The 21,251-nt window shown below is 55.3% G+C and carries 18 protein-coding genes; 10 read left to right on the top strand and 8 right to left on the bottom strand.

Annotated features, from left to right (window positions below; genetic code table 11):
• Positions 1-234: 234 nt before the first annotated feature.
• A complete protein-coding gene (locus HDF16_RS26715; RefSeq protein ID WP_184223433.1) occupies positions 235-1,545 on the bottom strand; it encodes an ATP-binding protein in 1,311 nt (436 codons plus the stop codon).
• Positions 1,546-2,064: 519 nt separating this feature from the next.
• On the opposite strand from HDF16_RS26715, the gene HDF16_RS26710 reads away from it, so the two are divergent.
• The 9 genes from HDF16_RS26710 to HDF16_RS26670 all read left to right on the top strand — a co-directional run bounded on the left by HDF16_RS26710 (position 2,065) and on the right by HDF16_RS26670 (position 16,255).
• Complete coding sequence (locus tag HDF16_RS26710; RefSeq protein WP_184223431.1) at positions 2,065-2,451, top strand: hypothetical protein; 387 nt, start codon at positions 2,065-2,067, stop codon at positions 2,449-2,451.
• A gap of 231 nt (positions 2,452-2,682) precedes the next feature.
• On the top strand, positions 2,683-3,741 hold the full coding sequence (locus HDF16_RS26705; protein WP_432432295.1) for a carboxypeptidase-like regulatory domain-containing protein: 1,059 nt from the start codon (positions 2,683-2,685) through the stop codon (positions 3,739-3,741).
• Between the two features lie 515 nt (positions 3,742-4,256).
• Complete coding sequence (locus HDF16_RS26700) at positions 4,257-5,306, top strand: YncE family protein (RefSeq protein WP_184223427.1); 1,050 nt, start codon at positions 4,257-4,259, stop codon at positions 5,304-5,306.
• Positions 5,307-6,317: 1,011 nt separating this feature from the next.
• Complete coding sequence (locus tag HDF16_RS26695; protein WP_221313234.1) at positions 6,318-8,687, top strand: TonB-dependent receptor plug domain-containing protein; 2,370 nt, start codon at positions 6,318-6,320, stop codon at positions 8,685-8,687.
• Between the two features lie 591 nt (positions 8,688-9,278).
• Positions 9,279-11,201 carry an ArnT family glycosyltransferase gene (locus HDF16_RS26690; RefSeq protein WP_184223424.1) on the top strand — a complete coding sequence of 641 codons (1,923 nt, stop codon included), beginning with the start codon at positions 9,279-9,281 and terminating at the stop codon, positions 11,199-11,201.
• A 302-nt stretch (positions 11,202-11,503) separates the two neighbouring features.
• Entirely contained in the window at positions 11,504-13,012 is a 1,509-nt protein-coding gene (locus tag HDF16_RS32235) for an ArnT family glycosyltransferase (protein WP_432432294.1), read from the top strand.
• A 211-nt stretch (positions 13,013-13,223) separates the two neighbouring features.
• Positions 13,224-13,553 (top strand): hypothetical protein, encoded by a 330-nt coding sequence (locus HDF16_RS26680; protein WP_184223420.1) that lies wholly within the window; start codon positions 13,224-13,226, stop codon positions 13,551-13,553.
• Between the two features lie 149 nt (positions 13,554-13,702).
• On the top strand, positions 13,703-14,470 hold the full coding sequence (locus HDF16_RS26675; protein WP_184223419.1) for an IS6 family transposase: 768 nt from the start codon (positions 13,703-13,705) through the stop codon (positions 14,468-14,470).
• 75 nt (positions 14,471-14,545) lie between these two features.
• The gene (locus HDF16_RS26670; RefSeq protein ID WP_246410238.1) at positions 14,546-16,255 is read left to right on the top strand and encodes an AAA family ATPase; all 1,710 of its coding nucleotides are present in this window, start codon (positions 14,546-14,548) and stop codon (positions 16,253-16,255) included.
• Between the two features lie 7 nt (positions 16,256-16,262).
• Here the strand turns inward: HDF16_RS26670 and HDF16_RS26665 are convergent, their stop codons facing one another.
• From HDF16_RS26665 to HDF16_RS30390, 7 genes are all read right to left on the bottom strand, one after another.
• Positions 16,263-16,817 (bottom strand): IS1096 element passenger TnpR family protein, encoded by a 555-nt coding sequence (locus tag HDF16_RS26665; protein WP_184223414.1) that lies wholly within the window; start codon positions 16,815-16,817, stop codon positions 16,263-16,265.
• Between the two features lie 15 nt (positions 16,818-16,832).
• Positions 16,833-17,297, bottom strand: a complete 465-nt coding sequence (locus tag HDF16_RS26660; RefSeq protein ID WP_184223412.1) for a hypothetical protein — start codon at positions 17,295-17,297, stop codon at positions 16,833-16,835.
• Positions 17,298-17,786: 489 nt separating this feature from the next.
• Positions 17,787-18,599 carry a nucleoside phosphorylase gene (locus HDF16_RS26655; RefSeq protein ID WP_184223410.1) on the bottom strand — a complete coding sequence of 271 codons (813 nt, stop codon included), beginning with the start codon at positions 18,597-18,599 and terminating at the stop codon, positions 17,787-17,789.
• 36 nt (positions 18,600-18,635) lie between these two features.
• A complete protein-coding gene (locus tag HDF16_RS26650) occupies positions 18,636-19,085 on the bottom strand; it encodes a TlpA family protein disulfide reductase (RefSeq protein ID WP_184223408.1) in 450 nt (149 codons plus the stop codon).
• An 88-nt stretch (positions 19,086-19,173) separates the two neighbouring features.
• A complete protein-coding gene (locus HDF16_RS26645; RefSeq protein ID WP_184223406.1) occupies positions 19,174-19,500 on the bottom strand; it encodes a rhodanese-like domain-containing protein in 327 nt (108 codons plus the stop codon).
• A gap of 164 nt (positions 19,501-19,664) precedes the next feature.
• Positions 19,665-20,087: a class I SAM-dependent methyltransferase gene (locus HDF16_RS32230; RefSeq protein WP_221313230.1), complete on the bottom strand. Its 423-nt coding sequence runs from the start codon at positions 20,085-20,087 to the stop codon at positions 19,665-19,667.
• A complete protein-coding gene (locus HDF16_RS30390) occupies positions 20,012-20,302 on the bottom strand; it encodes a hypothetical protein (protein WP_221313242.1) in 291 nt (96 codons plus the stop codon). The genes HDF16_RS32230 and HDF16_RS30390 overlap by 76 nt, the downstream gene beginning before the upstream one ends.
• A 593-nt stretch (positions 20,303-20,895) precedes the next feature.
• Between HDF16_RS30390 and HDF16_RS26635 the strand changes: the two genes are divergently transcribed.
• Positions 20,896-21,120 (top strand): hypothetical protein, encoded by a 225-nt coding sequence (locus tag HDF16_RS26635; protein ID WP_184223404.1) that lies wholly within the window; start codon positions 20,896-20,898, stop codon positions 21,118-21,120.
• The last annotated feature ends 131 nt before the right edge of the window (positions 21,121-21,251 follow it).

Here is a 21,251-nt window from a genome sequence, read left to right as displayed (position 1 = left end):
TGTGAATGGCACACTGAGACTGCGCCGTAAGGAACAGTCAGCCGAATGTAAGGATTTGTATAGAGGTAGCCTGCCGTATGAGAGCAGTGATCCAAGATCGGAGTGCGCTCTGCGTCTTGGCGCCCCTTCCACAAGCGCTCAGGGCACGTGCGAGGGTCGTCAATGACGACTGCTACCTGGTGCCTGCTATGCGCTCTGAACGCTCGCGCTAAGCGCAGATGGCGCACGTCCTCTCTAGGCGATGTCCATGTCAAGATCGCCCGGCAACCGGATGGTTATTTCCAGTCCAATGGGACGGCAATTGGAGGCACTGATGGTGCCTCGATGCAAACGTATCGCCTCAGCCGCAATCGCCAGACCGAGACCGTTCCCGTCCGGCTCCTGCCCGTCGCCCGCGATTCGATAGAAGGGTTGAAAGATCGCATCAAGTGCCTCTTCTGGAACTCCAGGGCCATAGTCACGGACGGATAGAGTCACCTGTGGTTCCGATCCGTTTCTGTCGATTGCCAATAGGACCTCGACATTGGTTCCCGGTTGAGAGAATCGGACTGCGTTGCGAATGACGTTCTCGCAAGCGCTCCGAAGGGCATGCGGATCGGCACTCCTTAGAAGAAATGCGCCCGCCGTATGCAAGCTGACTGACTTGCCTGAAGCCTCTGCTTCAAAATGGCAGTCGGCAACTGTACCCTCGACGAGTTGCGCAAGGTCCACTTCTTCTCGCTCCGATGAGGAAAGCCCAGACTCTAGCCGCGAGAGGATCAAGAGTTGACCGATCAGTACATCAATTCTTTCGACATCTCGATCCAGATGCTGAAGCATATCGTCGGCATCCGCTGCATAGCGTTCTTTCAGCATGGCAACCGCCAGATTGATCCTTGCAAGTGGCGAGCGCAGCTCATGCGATACGGAGTTCAAAAGACTTCTTTGCGTTTCAATCAGCAACTCAAGACGATCGACCATCGAATCGAAGTCTTTCGCCAGAGCTGACAGTTCATCGAAGCGCTTCGCCACATTGCTTGGGACGCGAGCTTTCAGATCGCCTTGCGCAACTCTTCGCGCTGTTGACTGGATGCTGTGAATCGGCGCCGCAATATGGTACGCAAGTACAAAGCAAAGTGCGGTCACCAGAAGAAAGAGGCCGATCGTGTACGGGAGGTTTCTTCCCACTAGCGCGTCGATCAACTCGATCCACAAGGACTTCGTGAGGTAGATGAGCAGGATGTAAGGACGTCCTGAAGCAGACACAAGCTTATATGCCGCGATGTTCCTACCGAGCATGAAAAGCTGTCCGTTTCTCGTCGCGTGGGCAACTCTAAGGCCGTCGTCCGTCAGCGACCCACCCAACACGTCTTTGTAGAATCCGTCCAGCAGGAAGATACGGCGATTCTGATGAAAGTCGCGCTGCGAAAAAACAGCAAACGCATCCGGGCCGCCTACTTCATACGTCCGAACGGCCTCCGCAGCGAGAACGGGAGCAATCGTCGCATACATACTGGGTGCGTAGACCTGCCGTATGCCTTTCAGGTCGTTTATTAGGAACACCATAGCAAACATGCCCCACGCTGCGATCCAAAACCACAAGAAAATGGTTACGAAGAGTCGATACATGGGCACTCGTGCCTTCACCCAGCCGCGCCGCTCGTGACGATGATGAGGCACGTGCCCTCCCTTTCAATTATGATCCCTGCTTTGATATATACGGGAAAGAACAGCCGCCAGACAGTTGCATTACTCTCTCTATACAAATCCTTACACAGCGCCTACGTTTCCTGACTGCACGCCCATCTGTGATGGCTTAAGTTCATGTATATGCGGATGGTCGTCGTGGCGACAGCTTGTTCGCTTCAGAGGCAGACAACTTCGCTTATCCTCGATGCCCGCGTGGCCTATTGTTGCGCTCAATCGCGAGTTTGGCGGTCTCTCATAGCGATCAAGAGAATCGCATTGGATGGGGCAGCGTGTCTCTTACGCAACCATCTCAGACGTAGTTCGAAACTTCAAACAATCGGCAACCTAGAATGAACCGCCGCGAGTCGAACACCTGCTACTACAGGAGATCCACGAATGAAGAAAAGTCCGATCGTTAGCGTATTGCCTGCAGTATTGGCGATGCTTGCACTGTCAGTCCCCATCTATGCTCAAGCAGCGATTGCAGTCGGCAAATGGTATGTACTACCTGATGGAAAATCAGAGGCGACAACCCTTGTGCTCACCCAATCGGGGGACGCTATCACCGGCAATTGGACGCCTCCAAAGGGAGCCGCCTCGCCGATTGAGAATGGCAAGATCGCAGCGGACACGTTGACCTTCAGCTTCACCTCGCAAAAAAAACAGTTCAATGCAACTGGTCATCTCGTCGGGGACACCATGACCTTCGATATCGTAGGTCCTAAAAAGTGGGGCCAGACCAGAACGATCCACGCCACGGCTGCCCGCGGTGAGATGCTGTAATTCCCGTTGTTACCGTGACTTTCCTTCCCCACATGGGGTACGCATCCGCATGTGGGGCCACCCGATATTCAACAAGCCTTCGAGGGTAGATCAACTATGGAACTGGTTATTCGTGGCGCCGTTATGCTCGGTCTGGATGCACTCCGCTCCGCGGCTCCTTCCCGACGCGGGAGGCTAGATTCAACAGAGTCAAGGTGGCCTCTGCCGTCGATCCTTTGCGCTTCGCCTCTGTTGCTCTGCCTGCTCGGGGCAACTGCACACGCCCAACAAAAAACCGCCAAGCTTGAGACGAGTAGCAGCAGTTCTCTGCCGGATGCTCCATCTCCCCAGGTAGATGTCCTGGGCCCGGCGGCGCAAACACCCTCTGCGGTAGGCACAGCCAGTGTCGCTGGCACCATATTGGACACCAGCGGAGCTGAGATTCCAGGGGCGCAGGTCAGCTTGACCCACAGAGACGGAATACCGTTGCACACGCTTTTCTCCGCCGCGGGCGGGGACTTCGTCTTTACGAAACTGCCCGCTGGTTCCTATCTTGTGATCGTAAACGCCAAAGGTTTTGCGTCTTACACCACAGCGGAATTTACGCTTTCCCCAGACCAGTCCTATATGGTCCCGAGTATCGCTTTGTCGGTTGCCTCAGCCACGACGGAGGTGACGGTTCGTCCCACCGAAGTGATCGCTGCTGAACAGATAAAGGCGGAAGAGAAGCAGCGGTTCATCGGCGTAATTCCGAACTTTTATATAAGCTATGTTCACGACCCCGCTCCGATGACAATAAAGCAAAAATTCTCACTTGCTAGTCATGACACATTCGATCCCGTTTCGCTGATTGGTGTCGGTCTTGCCGCCGGTATTGAGCAGGCAAATGACAAGTATCCAGGCTATGGGTACGGGGCAGCCGGCTACGGCAAGCGCTTTGCCGCTCAATTTGGAGACGGGCGAACCAGTGACTTCCTGAGCCATGCAGTCTTCCCCTCACTTTTTCACCAAGATCCGCGTTATTTTTACCAGGGGACAGGAACCATCAAGTCTCGATTGATCCATGCGGCAAGTTATGCAATCATCACCCGCGGTGACAATGGGAAGCCAATGCCCAACTATTCGTATTTCCTCGGCGACATAGGATCGGGCGCAATTTCTAATCTGTATTATCCCCACGCAGACCGAGGCATCGGGCTGGTGTTCACCAATGCCGCCATTGGAATCGCCGGGAAAGCTGGTGGAACAATTATTCGTGAGTTCTTCTCCAAACGCATTACGACGAACGTCCCGCCCTCCGGTACACCATAGAAACGTGCCGGGGATGCTACGGCAGAGATCTTTCGACATTGATCGCTCAGTTTGATCAACTTTGCATCAAGCAGAACAAGCGTAATCATTTCTCGGCTCGGCTTTGCTTCATTCATGACCTTTGAAACACCGCTCACATTCATCCCTATTCAAACCTACAAATCGTGACAGTTCGAATACCGTTCCTGACAGCACAACTATACCGCGCTGTGAATAACCACAGTGGAGGAACCATGAAGCGCAGCATTCTGCTAAATTTCACCCAGATTGCATGGACAGTCTCGTTCTTTGTAATTCGCATGGCTATCCTTTTGAGCTAGTGCCTTGTGTGCTTGCGGGTAGTGAAGTCATTTCGAAGCTTTGATGCTGACCGAACGGCAGTTTCTTTCATTACGAATGGCTCCGGCCTAATTGGGTCTCGACAGAGATCGAAATGTGAACCAGCCGTGCATAGCAGTCGCTTAAGAGGATTGTGGCAGTGACCAACCTGATCGAGAAACCTTGTAGGAGGCAGAATGAACAGATCTATCAAACGAGGTCTTCAAATCACAGCGGTGCTTGCAGCCGCGATCCTCGTGTGTCTTTCAATAGTGGGCGTGTATCTTGCTTATCCCGGAACGCCGGGCAAATCCAGTTTCATGACCTTCGATGGATACATTGAGCTTCCAAAGCATGGGCTACTCAATATCCTTGATTATCTGACGTTAGACGGGAAAACATTGTTCGTCACCGGCGAGTCAACAGGGTCTTTATTCAAGATCGATTTGAATCCTGATCGGCCGCCGATCAGTCCTGTGACCGAAATGCCTGGTGCCGGCGCGGCTCACGGCATTGCGCTATTTCCCGACTCCAATGTCGCCTTCCTCACAAGAAGTGAAGAGAACATGGTACAGGTCTTCGATCCAAAGACTCTTCAACAGTTTCAAAGCATTCCGGTGGCAGATGACGCAGATGCCATACTTTATGTCCCGTCAGCGAAGCTCGTGTATGTAGCCAATGGCGACGCAAAGCTGGCAACGCTGATCGATCCCGAGACCCGTGTCACAGTCGGAACCATACCTCTTCCTGGAAAGCCTGAGTTTGTTGCGCAAGATCTGCAGAGTGGCTTCCTCTATCAAAACCTTGAGGACATCAGCTCGATAGCAGCAATTGATATTGGCAAACGGACGATTGTAGGGCGCTGGCCTCTCAATCCTTGCGAAAGGCCGACCGGCATGGTCATTGACCCCAAACTGCGACGCCTCTTCGCAGTTTGCTCGGGCAACGCTATGTTGGTGGTCTTCGATCTCGATCTGCATCGTGTCGTTACCTCGCTCAAGATCGGTGGAGGCCCAGATTCGGTTGCATTCGATCCGATACTTCGCCGAATCTACTCCGCCGGAAAAGGTGGAAAATTGACCATCATTCAACAGGACAGCCCGAACGCGTACCATGTGCTTGACGAAATAAGCACTCACTACGGCGCACATACCCTGGCGCTGGATCCCATCTCGCATAAGGTCTACGTGGGTTACGCAAGCCTCCTTGCTCATCCCCGTATCGCGGTCTTCTCCCCGACGAAGTGAAGGCCAAATGACAAACGAGATGTTTCTCATAGACGAACCAACACTGGAGCGGGTCATCTAGACCGGGGTTGCGGGGGCGAGAGATAAAGTGAGAATTTCGAGGAAATCCGGTCGCGACACACAGCCGCTCGTCTGGCACTCTTCTCTTTACACCGCTGGCGGAATGCTCATCCACTCCCGAGCTCCCATCCTTGCACTGACGACCGCACTGACCTGTGGTCTAACTGCTGGTCTCCTGCTGTTGCAACGCGCTTGGCTAAGCGGGGCAGCATCTACGGTAATAGGAGCAGGGATAGGAATATGGCAGGCCAGGATTACGTTTTATTTACCGCTCCTGGTCGTCGATGAAGAGAAGGCGACACTCTATCAAGAAGGTGAGGACGAGATTGTTTTTGAGTTGTGCGACTTGACTGTGGTCCAAGGGGACTCGGCTATCGGGCTGGCTGTCTTTGTCACGGCTCTGCTTGGTCTTGCCTTAGGAGCATACGGCTTGATCTTCAATGTGGACGCGCCAATAGCGCTTAGCCAGTTGCCAACTGAACGAGTGCTCTTGATCGGTTTGGGAGTGTGGCTCTGCGCTACCGCAGGCTCAATTGCCTATCTTGACTTACCACGACGTAAACTCCACCTCCGCGTTGCTTCGGGGCGCTCAAGGAAGATCTACATAGACAATAGGCGGCAGCGGGAGGAACTGCTCCTCTTTTTGAAAGCTCGGAGATTGGAGGATGTGATGCTAAGGGTTGGTCTCGATCCCCTTGCCGGTGTGCGGAAGCGCCATAGTCGAGCCTCGACTTCAGGCACCAACAATGAGGTGCCCAGATGAGGCCCTGGCCCAATGGCGATACGAGATCTCGAACGCCGGCGAAGGGAACGCGCGCGGGTGCCTGGATGCGCCAACTGATACTTCTCACTTTCGCGCTCCTGGGGTATTGTGCGACTCCCATGCAGGGGTATCAAGGACCGCAAGATACACTTCTTACCGTCACTGTCGTCGACACGCAGGGCGTGATCATGCAGAACGTCGACGTCTTTCTCATGAAGGACAACACCTTTCTCGCCCTACTTAAGACCGCGGCTGATGGCCGTGCTTCGGTTCGGGTAGGTCGCGGCCTGTTCACCTTATCTATCCATCAAACTGACTACGCACCCATAGCGCAGGTCGTCGACACCCGATCCATTGTGGAGCCGGTTCTGGATATCAAGATCGTATCTGTTCCCCGGGTACAGGAAACCGTGAGCGTCCAAGCGTCGACTCAAGACATCACAGAGCAGACTTCGTCGCCAGCAGAGTCCATTAAGCCCGAGGAGGCAAATGAGAGCCCGCTACGACCGCTTACGCTGACCGACGCCTTACCCCTTGTTCCGGGAGTGGTAGTTGCGCTTAATGGCCAAATCCAAATTGAGGGTTCCGGAGAGATGCATAGCGCCTTGATTGTGGATTCAGTGGACGCGGGCGACCCGGCGACAGGACGTTTGGGATTGAGCGCTCCCATCGACGTCGTCGATTCGATCCATGTACTGACCTCCCCTTATCTGGCACAATACGGCCGCTTCACTGCCGGAGTAGTCACGGCGGAGACGAAACCGGGTGGCAATCGATGGCATTACGATCTCAACGACCCCCTGCCCGAATTTAGGATTCGCAGTGGCCACGTTCGCGGTCTAAAGTCAGCCACGCCCCGGTTTTCCTTCGGAGGGCCGATTATTCCAGATCGTATCTCCTACTCGGAAGGTTTAGAGTTCGTCGATAATAAAGTCCCCGTGCGTACGCTGCCGTTTCCTTTCAACGAGACCAAAACGACATCCTTGAACTCATTTACACAGACGGATGTGACGCTGACGCCTCGGCAGGGCCTCACCGCCACCCTCCATGTTGCTCCGCAGAACGTCCGCTATTCCGACCTCGATTTTTTCAACCCGCAGCCCGTAACTCCGAATGACGATACTCGGATCTATACCGGCGCTATCACCCATCGTATCGCGCTGGGGGAAGCCCTCCTGCAGAGCACCTTCTCGGTGAGCGAGTTCACAACCGCGGTGACCCCGCAAGGCGATCTTGGGATGACCGTCGCACCAGGCGGCGACGGCGGAAACTATTTTAGTGAGCAGCAGCGGCATTCTCGCCGACTTGAATGGAATGAGTTGTGGTCTCTTAAGCCCATCAACCGTTACGGTATCCATAAGATCCAGTTAGGATCTTCCTTCGCGAGCGTGGCTGACGAGGGGCAACTCAATGCAAAGACGATCACTATGTTCGATAACCTGGGAGTCAAGATTCGCACGATCGATTTCTCTCTTGGAAGCCCTTACGATCGCACTGATCAGCAGCCGGCGGTCTTTGTACAGGATCATTGGAGTATCAACTCGCACTTTGCGATTGATGCCGGACTACGTTGGGAGGCGCAGACCATCACGGCAACGACCCGCTTTGCTCCGCGAACCGGATTCGTCTGGAACCCATCTAAGGACGGACGCACCACCGTCAGCGGAGGAATTGGGATTTTCTATGACAGCGTGCCCTTGAACGTCTACGCGTTTAGTCACTACCCTGAGCAGATCATCACGAACTATCTGCCGAATGAAACGGTATCAGGGAGCCCACAAACCTATTTGAATTTGACCGCGGAAGCGGCGGCATCGGGGACGCCTCTTGTCGACCAAGACCATAAACTCGGAAACTTTGCACCGTACACCGTTGCCTGGAATCTTCAAATGCAGCAACAGTTTTCCGAACACCTGACCGTGCGCGCCAAGTACCTTGAGAACCATGCAAGTGGACTGGTAACGATCTCTCCCCAGGTTGTCCAGGGACAGAGCGCATATGTGCTTGCAGGGGACGGAGGTTCCCGATACCGTCAATTCGAACTGACGACACAAGTTTCGTTCCAGGGCGATAACAAGTTTTATGCCTCCTATGTCCGCAGCTTGTCCGAGGGCACGCTTAATGAATCCGACACTTACCTGGGCGACCTTTCCTTGCCGTTCATTCGCGCCAATCTGTATACCAATCGAACAGGAGATATTCCGAATCGATTCTTGACTTGGGGCAGTGTGGCGCTTCCATGGAAGATCAAAATATACCCCAAGATCGAATTGCGAAGCGGCTTTCCCTTTCAATCCGTCGACGTCTATCAAAACTACATCCAGAATATGAAGACCGCAAGCCTACGTTTCCCGACCTACTTCGCCGCGGACGCGCGCGTCGCCAAAAACATTAAGCTCAACTCCAAATACACCTTAAGACCTTCCATATCCATCGCGAACATTACGAATCACTTCAATGCGCTTCAGATTCACAGCAACACTGCCGATCCGCAATATGGTCAGTTCTTCGGAAGCTACGACCGGCATGGACGTTTTGATCTTGACGTCGTGTTTTGAGCCGCTGGGTCGCTCAGCGACGATCGACCAATTCATGGTCTCCAACCCTCAGCGCCAGTGCGAAGCAAAAGTCCCTTCGCGTACAAATCCATACACTCTCTCCACACTTCTTTACCGCATCCCGAACCTCTGTTGGATACGCTGACAACAGCTACAAGGTGACCTGTAGCTGTCAGCCCGGGTGCAGAGCATCGCACAGGTTGTCGAGCCATAGAGAGACCACGAATACGGAGGGCGTAGCTTGCTGTTCCCAGGCTTCACTCTCCGTATCGTGCAAGCTTCATCCATTGAGCAGATACCAACTATCTTTAGGAAACCTGCCGTGCTTGGCCCGACGAAGAGATGCATAGAGGATCGGGTTGTGGAGTTAGAGGTAGAAAATTCTCGCTTGCTGCGACTGGTCGCCGAACTATTGTTGAGAAATCAGCAGTTACGTGAGGCTCAGTTACCCAGCCGGGCCGGCAGCATCGATGTTGAGCAGAACCGAAATCGCTCAGATCCTGAGTGATCTTGTCTGGCCTCTCTTCCCGTATCTAGCTTCAGGACGAAGAACCGACCAGTTACATCAGTAGAGTCAGGGGAAGGGACGTTATGCGCGCCATCGCGGAAGACACAAGTACCGTACCAGATTCAAAGACAACGTATTTGCGCACAAGCGGCCATTCTGAAGACTTTTCTTCAGGGTCGGCTACTGCGGGTCTCGGGCGTTTGCTCTCGTTTCTTGCACTGATCGGCGTATGGCTTCCTTTGGAGTTCTACGGTATCTTCTCGCCTGGATTACTCGATGATGTCGATTCCGTTTACATCGAGAGTGCTCGGGAGATGCTCGTTCGGCATGATTTCGTCACGCCGTATGTGGACGGTATTCGATTTTTCGATAAACCGCCGCTCATGTATTGGCTTGCGTCGGCTTCCATGCGCATCTTCGGCATTCACGATTGGGCCGCCCGGTTGCCTCTTGCGCTGCTGACGCTTGCTCTCTTCTTTGCTGTCTACTTGCTTGGCTCGCGGCTTTTCGGGGAACGCGGCGGATTCTATTCTGCGGTGGTTACTGCTTCCTCCATAGGCCCGTATCTATTTACGCGATTCTTTATCCCGGATGTGCTGCTCGCCTTATGGATGACGATGGCCGTCCATCTGTTCCTGAAGGCGCTCAGTCTCCTGAATGAACCCCCTATTGACTACAATCGCCTTCGAATCACCTGTTGGGCATTCGCCGCCGTCATGTCCCTCAACGTGCTTACCAAGGGTCTCATCGGTCTGGTTTTTCCTATTGGCGTTGTGTTCGCTTATCTTACTGTGACTCACCAACTGAACCTTGTCCGGCGCCTGCACCCCTATTCCAGCGCCATTGTCTTTACCTTCATAGCTGCTCCCTGGCATGTACTGGTTGCTCTGCGAAATCCTGCTGTCTCAGGGGCAGTCGTCGCTCGCGGATGGTTCTGGTTCTACATCATCAACGAACATTTCATGCGTTTCTTCGGCAAGCGCATTCCGCACGACTACGGTCAAGTACCACTGCTGCTCTTTCTTGTGCTTGCAGCATTATGGCTTGCGCCTTGGGCCAGCTTCTTACCCACAGCCGCCTCCTGGTCTTTTCAAGCTCTCCGTGGGAACTCTTCGGTGCCAGTAGAAGATCGCTATACCGCTCTCCTCCTTTTGTTGTGGGCTGGTATCGTCCTCGTCTTCTTTTGTCTCTCATCGCGCCAAGAGTATTACTCACTGCCCGCGCTGCCGGCTCTCGCACTCTTGGTTGGCGGTCTCTTAACGCGAGCTGAGGAAGGCGATTCGGTCGCCGAGCGGCAAGTGCTTGCAGCCAGCCGATGGTTCCTGCTGCCTCTGTCGCTTCTCGTTGCTGCAGTCACTGGCTACTTCGCGGTCACAGCGCCCACACCGACCACTGGGGTAGACATCGCGTCCCTGCTTCTCTCCAACCCAGCAAGCTATAACCTCGCTCTCGGACATATCTTCGACCTGACAGGCCGCGCCATGGGTCTCTTCCGGGCAGCGTTGATCTTCGTGTGCTTCGCCATGCTGCTCGGCGGCCCACTCAGTCATTTGTTCCGCACACGACGTCGACATCTTTTTGCCAATATCTCATTGACTATCGCGAGCCTCGCGGTGCTGCTGTGCGTGCATGAAGGGCTCACCCGCTTCTATCCAATTCTTGGATCAAAGTCCCTTGCGCTCGCTATCAACGGCGTTTATCAGCCAGGCGACCGCATCCTCATTGATGGCGAATACACGCTTGGTTCAACTCTCAACTTCTACACCCAGCAGCCAGTCGCTTTGGTCGACGGACGGATGAATGGAACCTGGTATGGCAGCTATTGGCCTGATGCCCCAAATCTCTTCGAGACGAATGATTCTCTACACAAGTTGTGGGCCTCGAAGTCCCCTCGCCTGTTCCTGCTTACCTACAACCCTGCGCGCGGTGCCGACCTTTCACGCTACGGTCCCGTCTATCGGCTTGCAGCAGCTGGTGGTAAGACCGTCCTCACAAACCGCCCTTGATTGATTCATGCGCCAGTAATTGTTTCCGCCAAACAGACACGGCCATTGTCCTCTCGGACAAACCGATGTCATACAAATCCTTGCACGTTTGCGACACATCTTGACGGCATCGTGCTGCGAACCCCGCTAACGTCAGGGAAGCACGGGGAAGAAGGTGCGCATCATCCTCATTCCTTGCGGTACATAAATCCTCTTCCGGTGTTCGGCTAAGACCGAGTGCGATCCGAACAGTACGCTCCTTCGACGCAGCCAGCTCAACCCCTCGGGCCACCTTCGGCCTGCAGACTCACTCAAGGCAGGAAATGACGACTCTCTATCAAGATGACCTTACGCAAACGGCCTCGGCCACTCGATCAGATAGGTTTCATATCAGGTCCACCACGACACGTTTTCTATCGATGGTTTTCTGTGCTTTGATTCTACGCGTTGTTGTAGTTGCCTTTAGCTTTCTCAGGATTGCAGCCCCTTCTCATGATCATGGGCAGTTCGGTGCCGAAATGGGTTGGGTTGCCCGCAGCCTTGCTTCGGGGCATGGCTTCAGCTCGCCATTCTTGCCCATGAGCGGACCGACCGCTCTTGTGCCGCCACTCTTCCCGGCTCTCCTTGCGATCGTCTTCCGTATCTTCGGTATCTACACGGCGAAGTCCGCATTCGCGATCTTGGCCATTGACAGCATATTCTCTGCACTCACATGCATCCCGATTTATTTCAGCCTCAAGCACGTCGCGGGCGAACGCCCGGCACGGTTGGCCGGGTGGCTCTGGGCAATCTATCCATTCGCAATCTACTTCTCCGGGGCTGAGGTATGGGACTATGCCTTGACCTCTTTCCTCTTTGCAAACTGCTTTTCTTTTGCCCAGCGACTGCATCTGCAAGAACGCTTTGCGGTATGGTTTGGCTTCGGCGCTCTCTTCGGTGTCACAGCACTCTCCAATCCCTCCGTCCTTTCGCTGTTTCCCTTTCTTCTCGCGGCAGCTCTTTGGAAAGTTAGACGCGTTGGTGGCCGATGGTTGCTCCGCGGCATTGTGACCGTCGTCGCGCTTGCCACTGTCGTTGGACCATGGGCTATCCGCAACGATCGCGTCATGCACGCCGCATCTCCCGTCCGAGACGGTTTCTGGCTTGAATTCTGGGCTGGGAATTCTGGCGATACCACCACCTCAAATCCGGCATGGGCTCATCCGGCCAGCAACGCCGTCGAAATGAACGCGTTTGAAGCCGAGGGAGAGACGCTTTACCTCGAACACAAGCACATCTTGGCAACGAGCTTCCTGCGTCACCATCCCCTTCTTTTCGCCAGCGTCTCACTACGGCGAGTAGTCCGCTTTTGGACTGGATTCTGGAGTGCCCGGTCAAGTTATCTGCAATCCGAACCGCTGGATCGCCCAAATGTTTTCTTCTGCACCTTCGTCACGCTTCTCATGTTGCGGGGCATAGGGCGTTGGTGGCGCGAAGATCGCGGTCATGCGATTCCTTATCTGTTCTTGCTGATTGTGTTTCCGCTTCCGTATTACCTGACGCACTCGTCCATGGACTATCGGGAACCTATAGAGCCTCAGATTGTCATCATGGTGGCCATAGGCATCGTCGGGTTCAGTGGTTGGGTTCCGCTGTCAAAATTACAAACGAGGGACACCGCCGAATTGAGGCAGCATGAGCCTCAAATGGCGTATCGGGTTATCGGGGAGCCGATCAGCGCGAGAAGGTGTCTTGGTGCACGTGCAGAACCGAATCGATGGCGACTTCGCGGCACATCCGAATTTACAAGGAGCTCCCTAGCTCGGAGGCCTTACCCAACGACCGAGACTTAAACCCTATTGCGGAAGCCCCGTTGGGCTCCATCGTTCAACGGCCGCGCCGTCTATACCCTGATGTTCGATGAAGTGTCCTAACCGAAGATGTGTAAGTGTTCAAAATGGAAGTATAGGTGGTGCTTCAATGCTTAGAAGATCCCTCGTTTGGAGCGCGACTGTGTTGGCTCTAAGCCTCGTAGGCATTGTGTCCGTCGGGGCCCAGGAAGCAATGCGTCCCGACTTGACCGGCAAGTGGCAACTAAGAGCACACGACGCTAAAGGCAAAGAGGAAATCTTCACGCTCGACCTGACCGAGAGTGGGTCTTCGTTGGTCGGAACGGTCACACCCCAGACTGGAGGTGCCATGACCATCAGCCACGGTTACTATGTCGGGGCAGCTGTCAAGGTCGCGGCCTCTGGAAGGCAGCGTCTGTTTTCCAGTTCAATTGAGATTTCGGGACACTTAGAAGGGAACAAGATGATCCTCAATGTGAAAAGAGGTAGTGGCGAGACAAAGCCCGCCGTGGCGGAACGGATGCCGGCAGGTCCGCTTCGATAGGGTGGCGCGATTGGTTCCGAGGTGGACTCGAAGCTGGAAGCAACTGCAAAAGTCGGGACTCTTCCCGATGAACGCGGTGATGCCGAGGGGCTCTGTTGCAAAGTATTGGTGGCCGTTTGAGAATGGCCTGAACCCGAACGGAGCCGATCATGTCAGAGTTCAAGTGTCGTCATTTTGAAGGCGAGATCGTTCTGTGGGCAGTGCGTTGGTACTGCCGCTATGGGATCAGCTACCGTGATCTTGAGCAGATGATGGGCGAGCGCGGCGTTGGCGTCGATCACTCCACGATCTATCGGTGGGTTCAGAAGTACGCGCCTGAGATCGAAAAGCGGCTGCGCTGGCAATGGCGGTGCCCGCGACCGACGAGCTGGCGGGTCGATGAGACGTACGTGAAAGTTCGCGGCAAATGGACCTATCTGTACCGGGCGCTCGACAAGGAAGGAAATACGATTGATTTCTATCTCTCGCCGACACGGAACGCGAAGGCGGCAAAGCGGTTTCTGGTCAAGGCGCTGAACGGTTTGAAGGATTGGGAGAAGCCAACTGTCATCAACACTGACAAAGCCCCAACCTACGGCATCGCGATCTCGGAACTGAAGGCCGAGGGCAAATGTCCTGAAGAAACGGTGCATCGACAGGTCAAGTATCTCAACAATATTGTCGAAGCCGATCACGGCAAGCTCAAGCAGTTGATCCGCCCCGTGCGGGGATTCAAGACGTTGAAGACGGCCTACGCGACCATCATGGGATTTGAGGTAATGCAAGCGCTACGAAAGGGCCAGGCTGCACTCTTCAACCTCACCCAGGACATTCGCGGCGAGGCTCGCATCGTCGAACGAGCTTTCCGAATCGGTGCCAGTGCACTCGCGGAAGCCGTTGCAGTCATCAAGGAGCAACTCGAACTACAGCCGGCCTGACGCTTGGATGAAACTGCAACCCCGGGACGCCCCCGTCCATGCCTCATGCGCGGCCAGAACATCATTGAGCCGATCATGACCCGGGACCAGGCGGCGGCGCAGGCGGAGACCCGTGCGTTCTTGAATGCGGCGCAGAAGGGAGTGATCCACGATGTGCTCACTTCCCCGGACCGCATCCACGGCTTGCAAGGATTGGCCGGCACGGGAAAGACAACTGTTCTTGAGAGCATCCGCGAAGGAGCCGAGCGCAACGGCTACACCGTTGAAGGATTCGCGCCGTCGTCAAAGGCGGCGGGCCAGCTCCGCGAGGCCGGGATCAGCGCGACCACCTTGCAGAGCTTCATCGTCAAGGACGGGCAGGGAAGCGAAGACCCTGCCAGCAGACATCTTTATATGTTGGACGAATCGAGCCTCGCCAGCACGAAGCGGATGCGGGCCTTCCTCGACAAGATCGGCCCCGAAGACCGCGTACTCGTCATCGGCGACACCCGGCAGCATCAGGCCGTGGACGCGGGCCGACCCTTCCAACAGATGCAGGAGGCCGGGATGCGGACCTCCGAGCTTTCGCAGATTATGCGCCAGAAAGATCCCGCGCTGCTGAAGGCGGTCGAGCATCTGACGAAGGGTGAGACCGCAACCGGAGTGAAAATGCTTGCAGACCAGGGGCGCATCACCGAGATCGCCAATCCAAAAGATCGCATCGAGGCCATCGCCAGAGACTATGCCGTCCTGCCCAACAACACGCTGATCGTCTCTCCCGATAACCGCAGCCGGGTGGCAATCGACCAGGCGGTTCGGGTTGAGTTGCAGGCGAACGGGACATTGGCGAAGGACAGCCAGCAATTCAGCACCCTCGCCCATCGTTCTGACATGACCGGAGCCGATCGGATGTGGGCGGCCCGGTACAACACCGGTGACGTGTTGCTGTATACGACCGGCAGCAAGGCTAATGGGATCGAGCGCGGCAGCTACGCAACCGTGCAATCGGTAGACGCAAAGACGAACACCCTCACGATCCAGCGCCAGGACGGGGAAGTGGTGTCGCACGATCCAAAGCGGTTGAAGGGCGTGAACGTCTACAGGGAAGTCCAGCGGGAGATCGCCAACGGCGAGCGCGTTCAGTTCACCACGTCGAACAAGGAGCTTGCAGTCGCCAACCGCAATCTAGGCACCGTGAGGAATGTCGAGCCTCATCAAGTGACCGTGCGGATGGACGGCAAGGACGAGCGCATCGTCACCTTCGACCCCAGGGAGATGCGGCACTTCGATCACGGCTACGCGGTGACCTCGCACAGCTCCCAGGGTCTGACGACAGGCCGCATCATCGCCAATATGGACTCAGAGACTGCCCGCAGCCTTGTCAACACCCGGCTTGCCTATGTCGCCATCTCCCGAGCGTCTGAGGACGCGCGTATTTACACGAATGACGCAGCGACCATCGGCCAGCGGCTTGCAACCGAGATCACCAAGACCGCCGCCGTGGACTTCCGTCCGACGACCGAGGGTGTCTACACGCCCGCTGAGATCGAGCGGCACTATGCCACCATCCGTGAGGCACTTGAGCCTGAAGATGCGGCGCAGTTCAAGTGGAAGGGCGAAACCGGAAGCGTCCAGACGTACCAGCACACCGAGACGGGGCGCAACATCCACAACGACGGCAAAGGCCAGTTTTACAGCCAAGACGGGAAGTCGACCAATCATGGCGCTGCGCTTGGCCGCGCAATGCCGGTGGGCCGGGCACACTCGCAGAACGAATATGAAAACGGTTTAGGGTTGGGACGATGACAGCAGATTAGGCTGACTGTCTCTTCTGCAGACGCTGATTGACGGCAACTGCGGAGAAAACCTCCGCATTGAAGCGCGGTCCGACCCATGTGCGCATCTGCTCGAAGTCCTCATGCTCCGGATCGAGAAGGATCTCGAGCAGATCGGCGTATCCGCGCGCGCCGCCGCAGTCTTCCGGCGGGCAGCTGCGCGCGCCACCCAAAAGCCGAGGGTACGTCACACCCGGCTCTGCCGTTAATGCCGTATCCAACCGGATGTCGTGTTGCCAGTAGTCTCCGAAGTCATAGAGATACAGTATGCTCGCGCCGGGTTCAGGTAAGACCCTTTCCAGACGGACTCCTGTTTCAGGCGCGACGTCGCCGGGAGCGTCGTAGTGAGGATCAGGCGTTCCATACCGCTGTCCGGCAACGATGTATTCGTGCAGATGAGAATCCTCCCAGCCCATGGCTATTTGCAGAATGTGATGAAGCTGCTTGAGCGTGGTGCGGCTGGAGACTTCAAGGAGCCGCCAAACAGGTGGATCGATCTCCCGAAGCGATACATGCACTCGATTGATATTCACTGCTTCTCCTCCTCCTCATCCTTCGAGCGAAAAACCGACTGCCGCTGAATCCTTCGGATCTCCTGGCCGTTCCTCGGCCTCCGCAGCATCGCCGAAAACCTCTTCCTGAATGATCCGCTCGGTAGCTCGGTTCAGATACTCCTCAAGGGCCTGCGCGATCTCCAGGTACTCGGGCCACAGGGTGGTATTGATAAAGGTCTTCGGAGCGCGCAGAACGACGGTCGAATGTCGCTGTCGTGGGTACCGGAAAGGCGTGAGCCCGTAGCGGCGGCAGAGAGCGAGGAATAGCTGGCGGCTCCAACGGTCCGGGAGCCGAAAGGTCATCTCGGCCACCTGTTCGGTCCTCTCCGCGGCACTCAGGGCGGTTCGGATACGGTTGAGCGCGGCGGCGGCGGCGTCTCGCTCCCCTGCGCTCGTAGCACCTTCGAAAAGCGCCGCGATCTTCCGTAGCTTCTGGCGCAACTCCTGTTCGGTCGTCATGTCTCATCCTCGCTGTAGGACTTCGACCTGGAATAGAGAGACGTAAAAGGTCATCATCTCATTTGAGCTGGTTGCAGGAAACTCAACATGCGCGATCTTATTGGTGGGCATAGCTCCCCTGAGCGCGCAAATGCGCATCTCTCGCGGGGAGCCTTGATTCGGTCTGCGGCGAGAAGAACGCATGCGGCTAGAGACTGCTGGATGCAGCCTCGCGAGGAACGAGACAAGTCTACCGAAACCTTCGCTTGTAAGCCTGGCCGTCCGAAGAGCACCCCCGGCAGTAGAAGTATAGTTTCGAAATCCAGAGGGAATCAGTGGGGACCAAGAAGGCACGAGATGAAGCACCTTGGAAAACTCGGTTTGACCACGACACTGTTCCTCATTGGGACCAGCCTCTGAACGAAGACACTCAAAGAGGTTGGCTTCCGGCCGTTGCTCCAGGGTGTGTTGCTCTGGATCGTCGTTGGCAGTGCTTCGACTTGCATTGCATTAGCGGAACACGCGACCGGCTGTGGGTTCGGAGAGCAACTGCCGAACGCTTCTACACATTGCCAGCACGATCTCCCATCCATTTTCGTTCGATCCTTTATCGAACTGTTCATTTGTATGATCTACTGCATTCGTCAGATGGGCAACTATGCCGATTCTCGCGGTCCGAGCCTCCGCGAAGGCAAATAACGATGCCGCTTGCATTTCGACCGCAAGCGCTCCCCTGGACGCATTTTCATCAATCTCTTGTAGAGTTTCGCGATAGGGAGCGTCTGTCGTCCATACGCGGCCTCGATGAACTGGATTCTTCAACCCCTGAAGGCCTGCATAAAGGCAATCAGCTAAAGCCGCATTCGCAGCGATTGTCTCTGCTGGAGCCACGTAGTGATAGGAAGTTCCCTCGTCCCGTATGGCGCTCGTTGCGACGACAAGGCTGGGTAGCGACAGCGTCGGATCGATCCTGCCTGCCGATGTGAGGCCGAGCTGTATTTCAGCTCCGCAAACCAGAAGTTGTTCGGCGACGAGGACGGCATAAGGACCGCCGATTGTTCGAGCCACGATCCCAACCTCCAATCCATCGACCCAAAAGGAATACATCTTTGTGTGGAAGCAGGCCCACGTCGGGAAGGGACGAGCGATACCGGAAGCGACCAGCCAATCTGTGAGATCGCCATCGAAGTCGAGCAAACAGATAGATGGGACATCTTTACCCTTGAGACCCCGCTCCATCCGTACTGCTTCCACAAGTGCCTCCGGCGTGAATGCGCTTTGGGCAGACACCCTGTGATGGAGCAAGGGCAAACTTTCACTCATATTTCGTGGTCTCCGTAGTTCATGTATTCGAATCACTCATTTCATCCTTAGCAGGGTTTCAATATCTTTCCTGAGGCCTTCCGGGTCGGCAGCTCCGTCGTATCGCGCTCGAATTTTGTCATTACGGTCGGTCAAAAACGTTACCGGAAGTCCCAGGACGCCGCCATAAGCAATCCCCAGATGTGCGTCTCCCATGAACACGCGATAGTCAATCTTCATCTTGCGGGTGGCTGCGATCACCTCTGGAGCCCCGTCGTCCATGGACACTCCAATCACCTGGAACTTTTCGGAACCGTACTCTCGTTGCCATGCGGTGAAGATCGGCATTTCCGTAAGACACGGTCCGCACCACGTCGCCCAGAAGTTGAGCAAGACTACCTTCCCACGGTAAGACGACAGCCGGATATTGTTGTGATTCAGATCCAACCGGGAAAAGTTGGGAGCTGTGCGAGCGGTGCCGGGAGATGTCAATTGCGCGGAAGCCATCGAGACTCCGAACAACGGAGCCGCCATCATGAACGCAAGGAAAGAAGTTCGCAACACCCTGAGTTGATCGATCATTTTCATGGCTTTCTTAGTTTCCCTTGGCGATCGGATAACCCTTGTCAACCCAGTCTTTGCCAAAGTTGTCAGCCAAGTAGAGTGCCTTTATGTTGGTAAAGCCGAGCTCCCGCAACTCTTCGTAAGCGGGCCGGATGTTTGGACATTTGCCCCAGGGGCAGCATCCGCAGTAGATGACGATCAACTGATCTCTTTTCATGTTGGAGACCCGCATACTGAGCGCCTGCAAACCCGCCGCAGTGCCTGCGGCCCCGGCATACTCTGAACGCGGTATGTGCGCTTCCGCATAGAGAACATGCGAGCCGATCTGTAACAGTACGGGTTTGTCAGAAGTCTGCAATATTCCTACAAGCTCTCCTGGCTGTAGCAATGCGGAAGAAGGTATCGTTGTCTCTGTCTGCGACGTTCGTGTCGTTGTGGACTGCTGGGCCATCAAGTCATGGCCGTATAAGCCGAGTGTTGCTAGCAACCCGAGTGCATAGACAATCGGTATGGTCTGGGATTTCATGCTTTGTGACCTTTCTGGCGCGGGTTGAAGCTAAAGTGGCAGTAGAGAAACTGTTGTGTCGTTCCGAATGGTGTTCGGTGACTCACTGTGGAGCTTCTCACCAACTGGAAGTCTGGTCCAAGCTCCGATGCCAGTGACTTTGCATCGTAGCGCACAGTATCCAAACCGCTGCATTTTAGTGGACCTTCCGGACCGAATGTAGCCACGATCACTTGCCCTCCGGCCTTTAGCGTCAAGGTAAGCTGGCGTACATACGCGGCCCGCTGCTCCGCGTGGGTAAGGAAGTGGAAGACTGCACGGTCATGCCACAGATCGTAAGAGCGGGCAGGAAGAGGAAGCTTTGTTACGTCGCCAACCAACCAAACGATCGACTGCGCCACCGCCCCCAAGCGTTCCTGAAGCTTCTGGTGGCAGTCCATGCAATATCCAGGACAGTGATGTCACGATACCCCGCTGCTAGCAAGTCATCAATCAGCGTAGATTCGCCAGTTCCCACATCGATAATCGAGACAGACTTGTGTTCGGTTGCTGCTGATATCCAATCGAAAGAAGTTTGAAGATGCGGCTTAAACCAGCTCGTCTCTTCAGGAGTTTTCGTTCCGTAGAGTCCTTCCCAATGTTCCTGCGCTTCCATGCCCAATGCTAGCCTTTTGTGAGAAGAAATGCGGCTTTTTCCGAAGGTGCTTGGTGGTATGCTGAGGAACACTTGCTTCGGTCGGCCAACGCCAACCTGGGTTTTCCTTCCCTCATCCTCTACTCTCGCGGCCGTTATTTCTGTTCATCAGGTCGCATGATTCCTAGCCCCGGGCGACCGTCAACACTCTCCTGAGGAAAGTAAACAAGATGTGCCCTCGGGTCGACAGAGACCGTACCGTTCGCTATTCGGGTCTTCTCTATCCTCGATTCCTCGACCATCGTCACAGCAACCGGAGCTGACCTGTGGGTCGTCCAGAAAGGTTGGCTTGGGCCATTCGTAGAGGTCTCCAGACTTCCCGAGGATGATTACCGTGCGATCCAGTCCTTGCGAGGCGTGGCCGAGGCGAGTCCGCTCGTCATGGCATGGGATCACGTTCAACATCGGATTCAAGCGGCAGGTCTGATGCTCTTCATGTATGAGAACGCGCGCATAGGGACCGCCACGATGGGAGAACGACCTTGGACCGAAATGGCACCCGAGCTGAAATTCTTGCTGGTGGGCTTTGCCCCAGGCCATCTCGACGGGCCCCGATGATCGTAGCCGGCAGGGAGATTGAAGCCAGCCACTATGAAATCGTCGCGGATCTAAAGACAGGGTTACAGCTTGGCGAACAGGTGCACCTCGCAGACTTCGACTACACCGTCGTTGGTCTCACTAAGAACATGGTCGGGTTCAATGCCGATCCAGTCATCTACGCGCGGTTAGAGGATGCACGAAATATCCTCTTTGAGAGAGGACCCGGATCTTCTGCGTAACCTCAGAAGGCACAGGTGGCCAGGTTGGAGGAGCGGAGGCCGTCGCTCCGCTGTTGGTCCTGCCCCTGATGCCGAAGGCCTCCGCGATCTCAGAAAACATTCACGAAGGAGGGAACCTTTTTCAACACGCT

This window comes from Granulicella aggregans, from assembly GCF_014203275.1.
GTDB lineage: Bacteria > Acidobacteriota > Terriglobia > Terriglobales > Acidobacteriaceae > Edaphobacter.
This window is presented reverse-complemented; position numbering and strand designations above follow the sequence as displayed.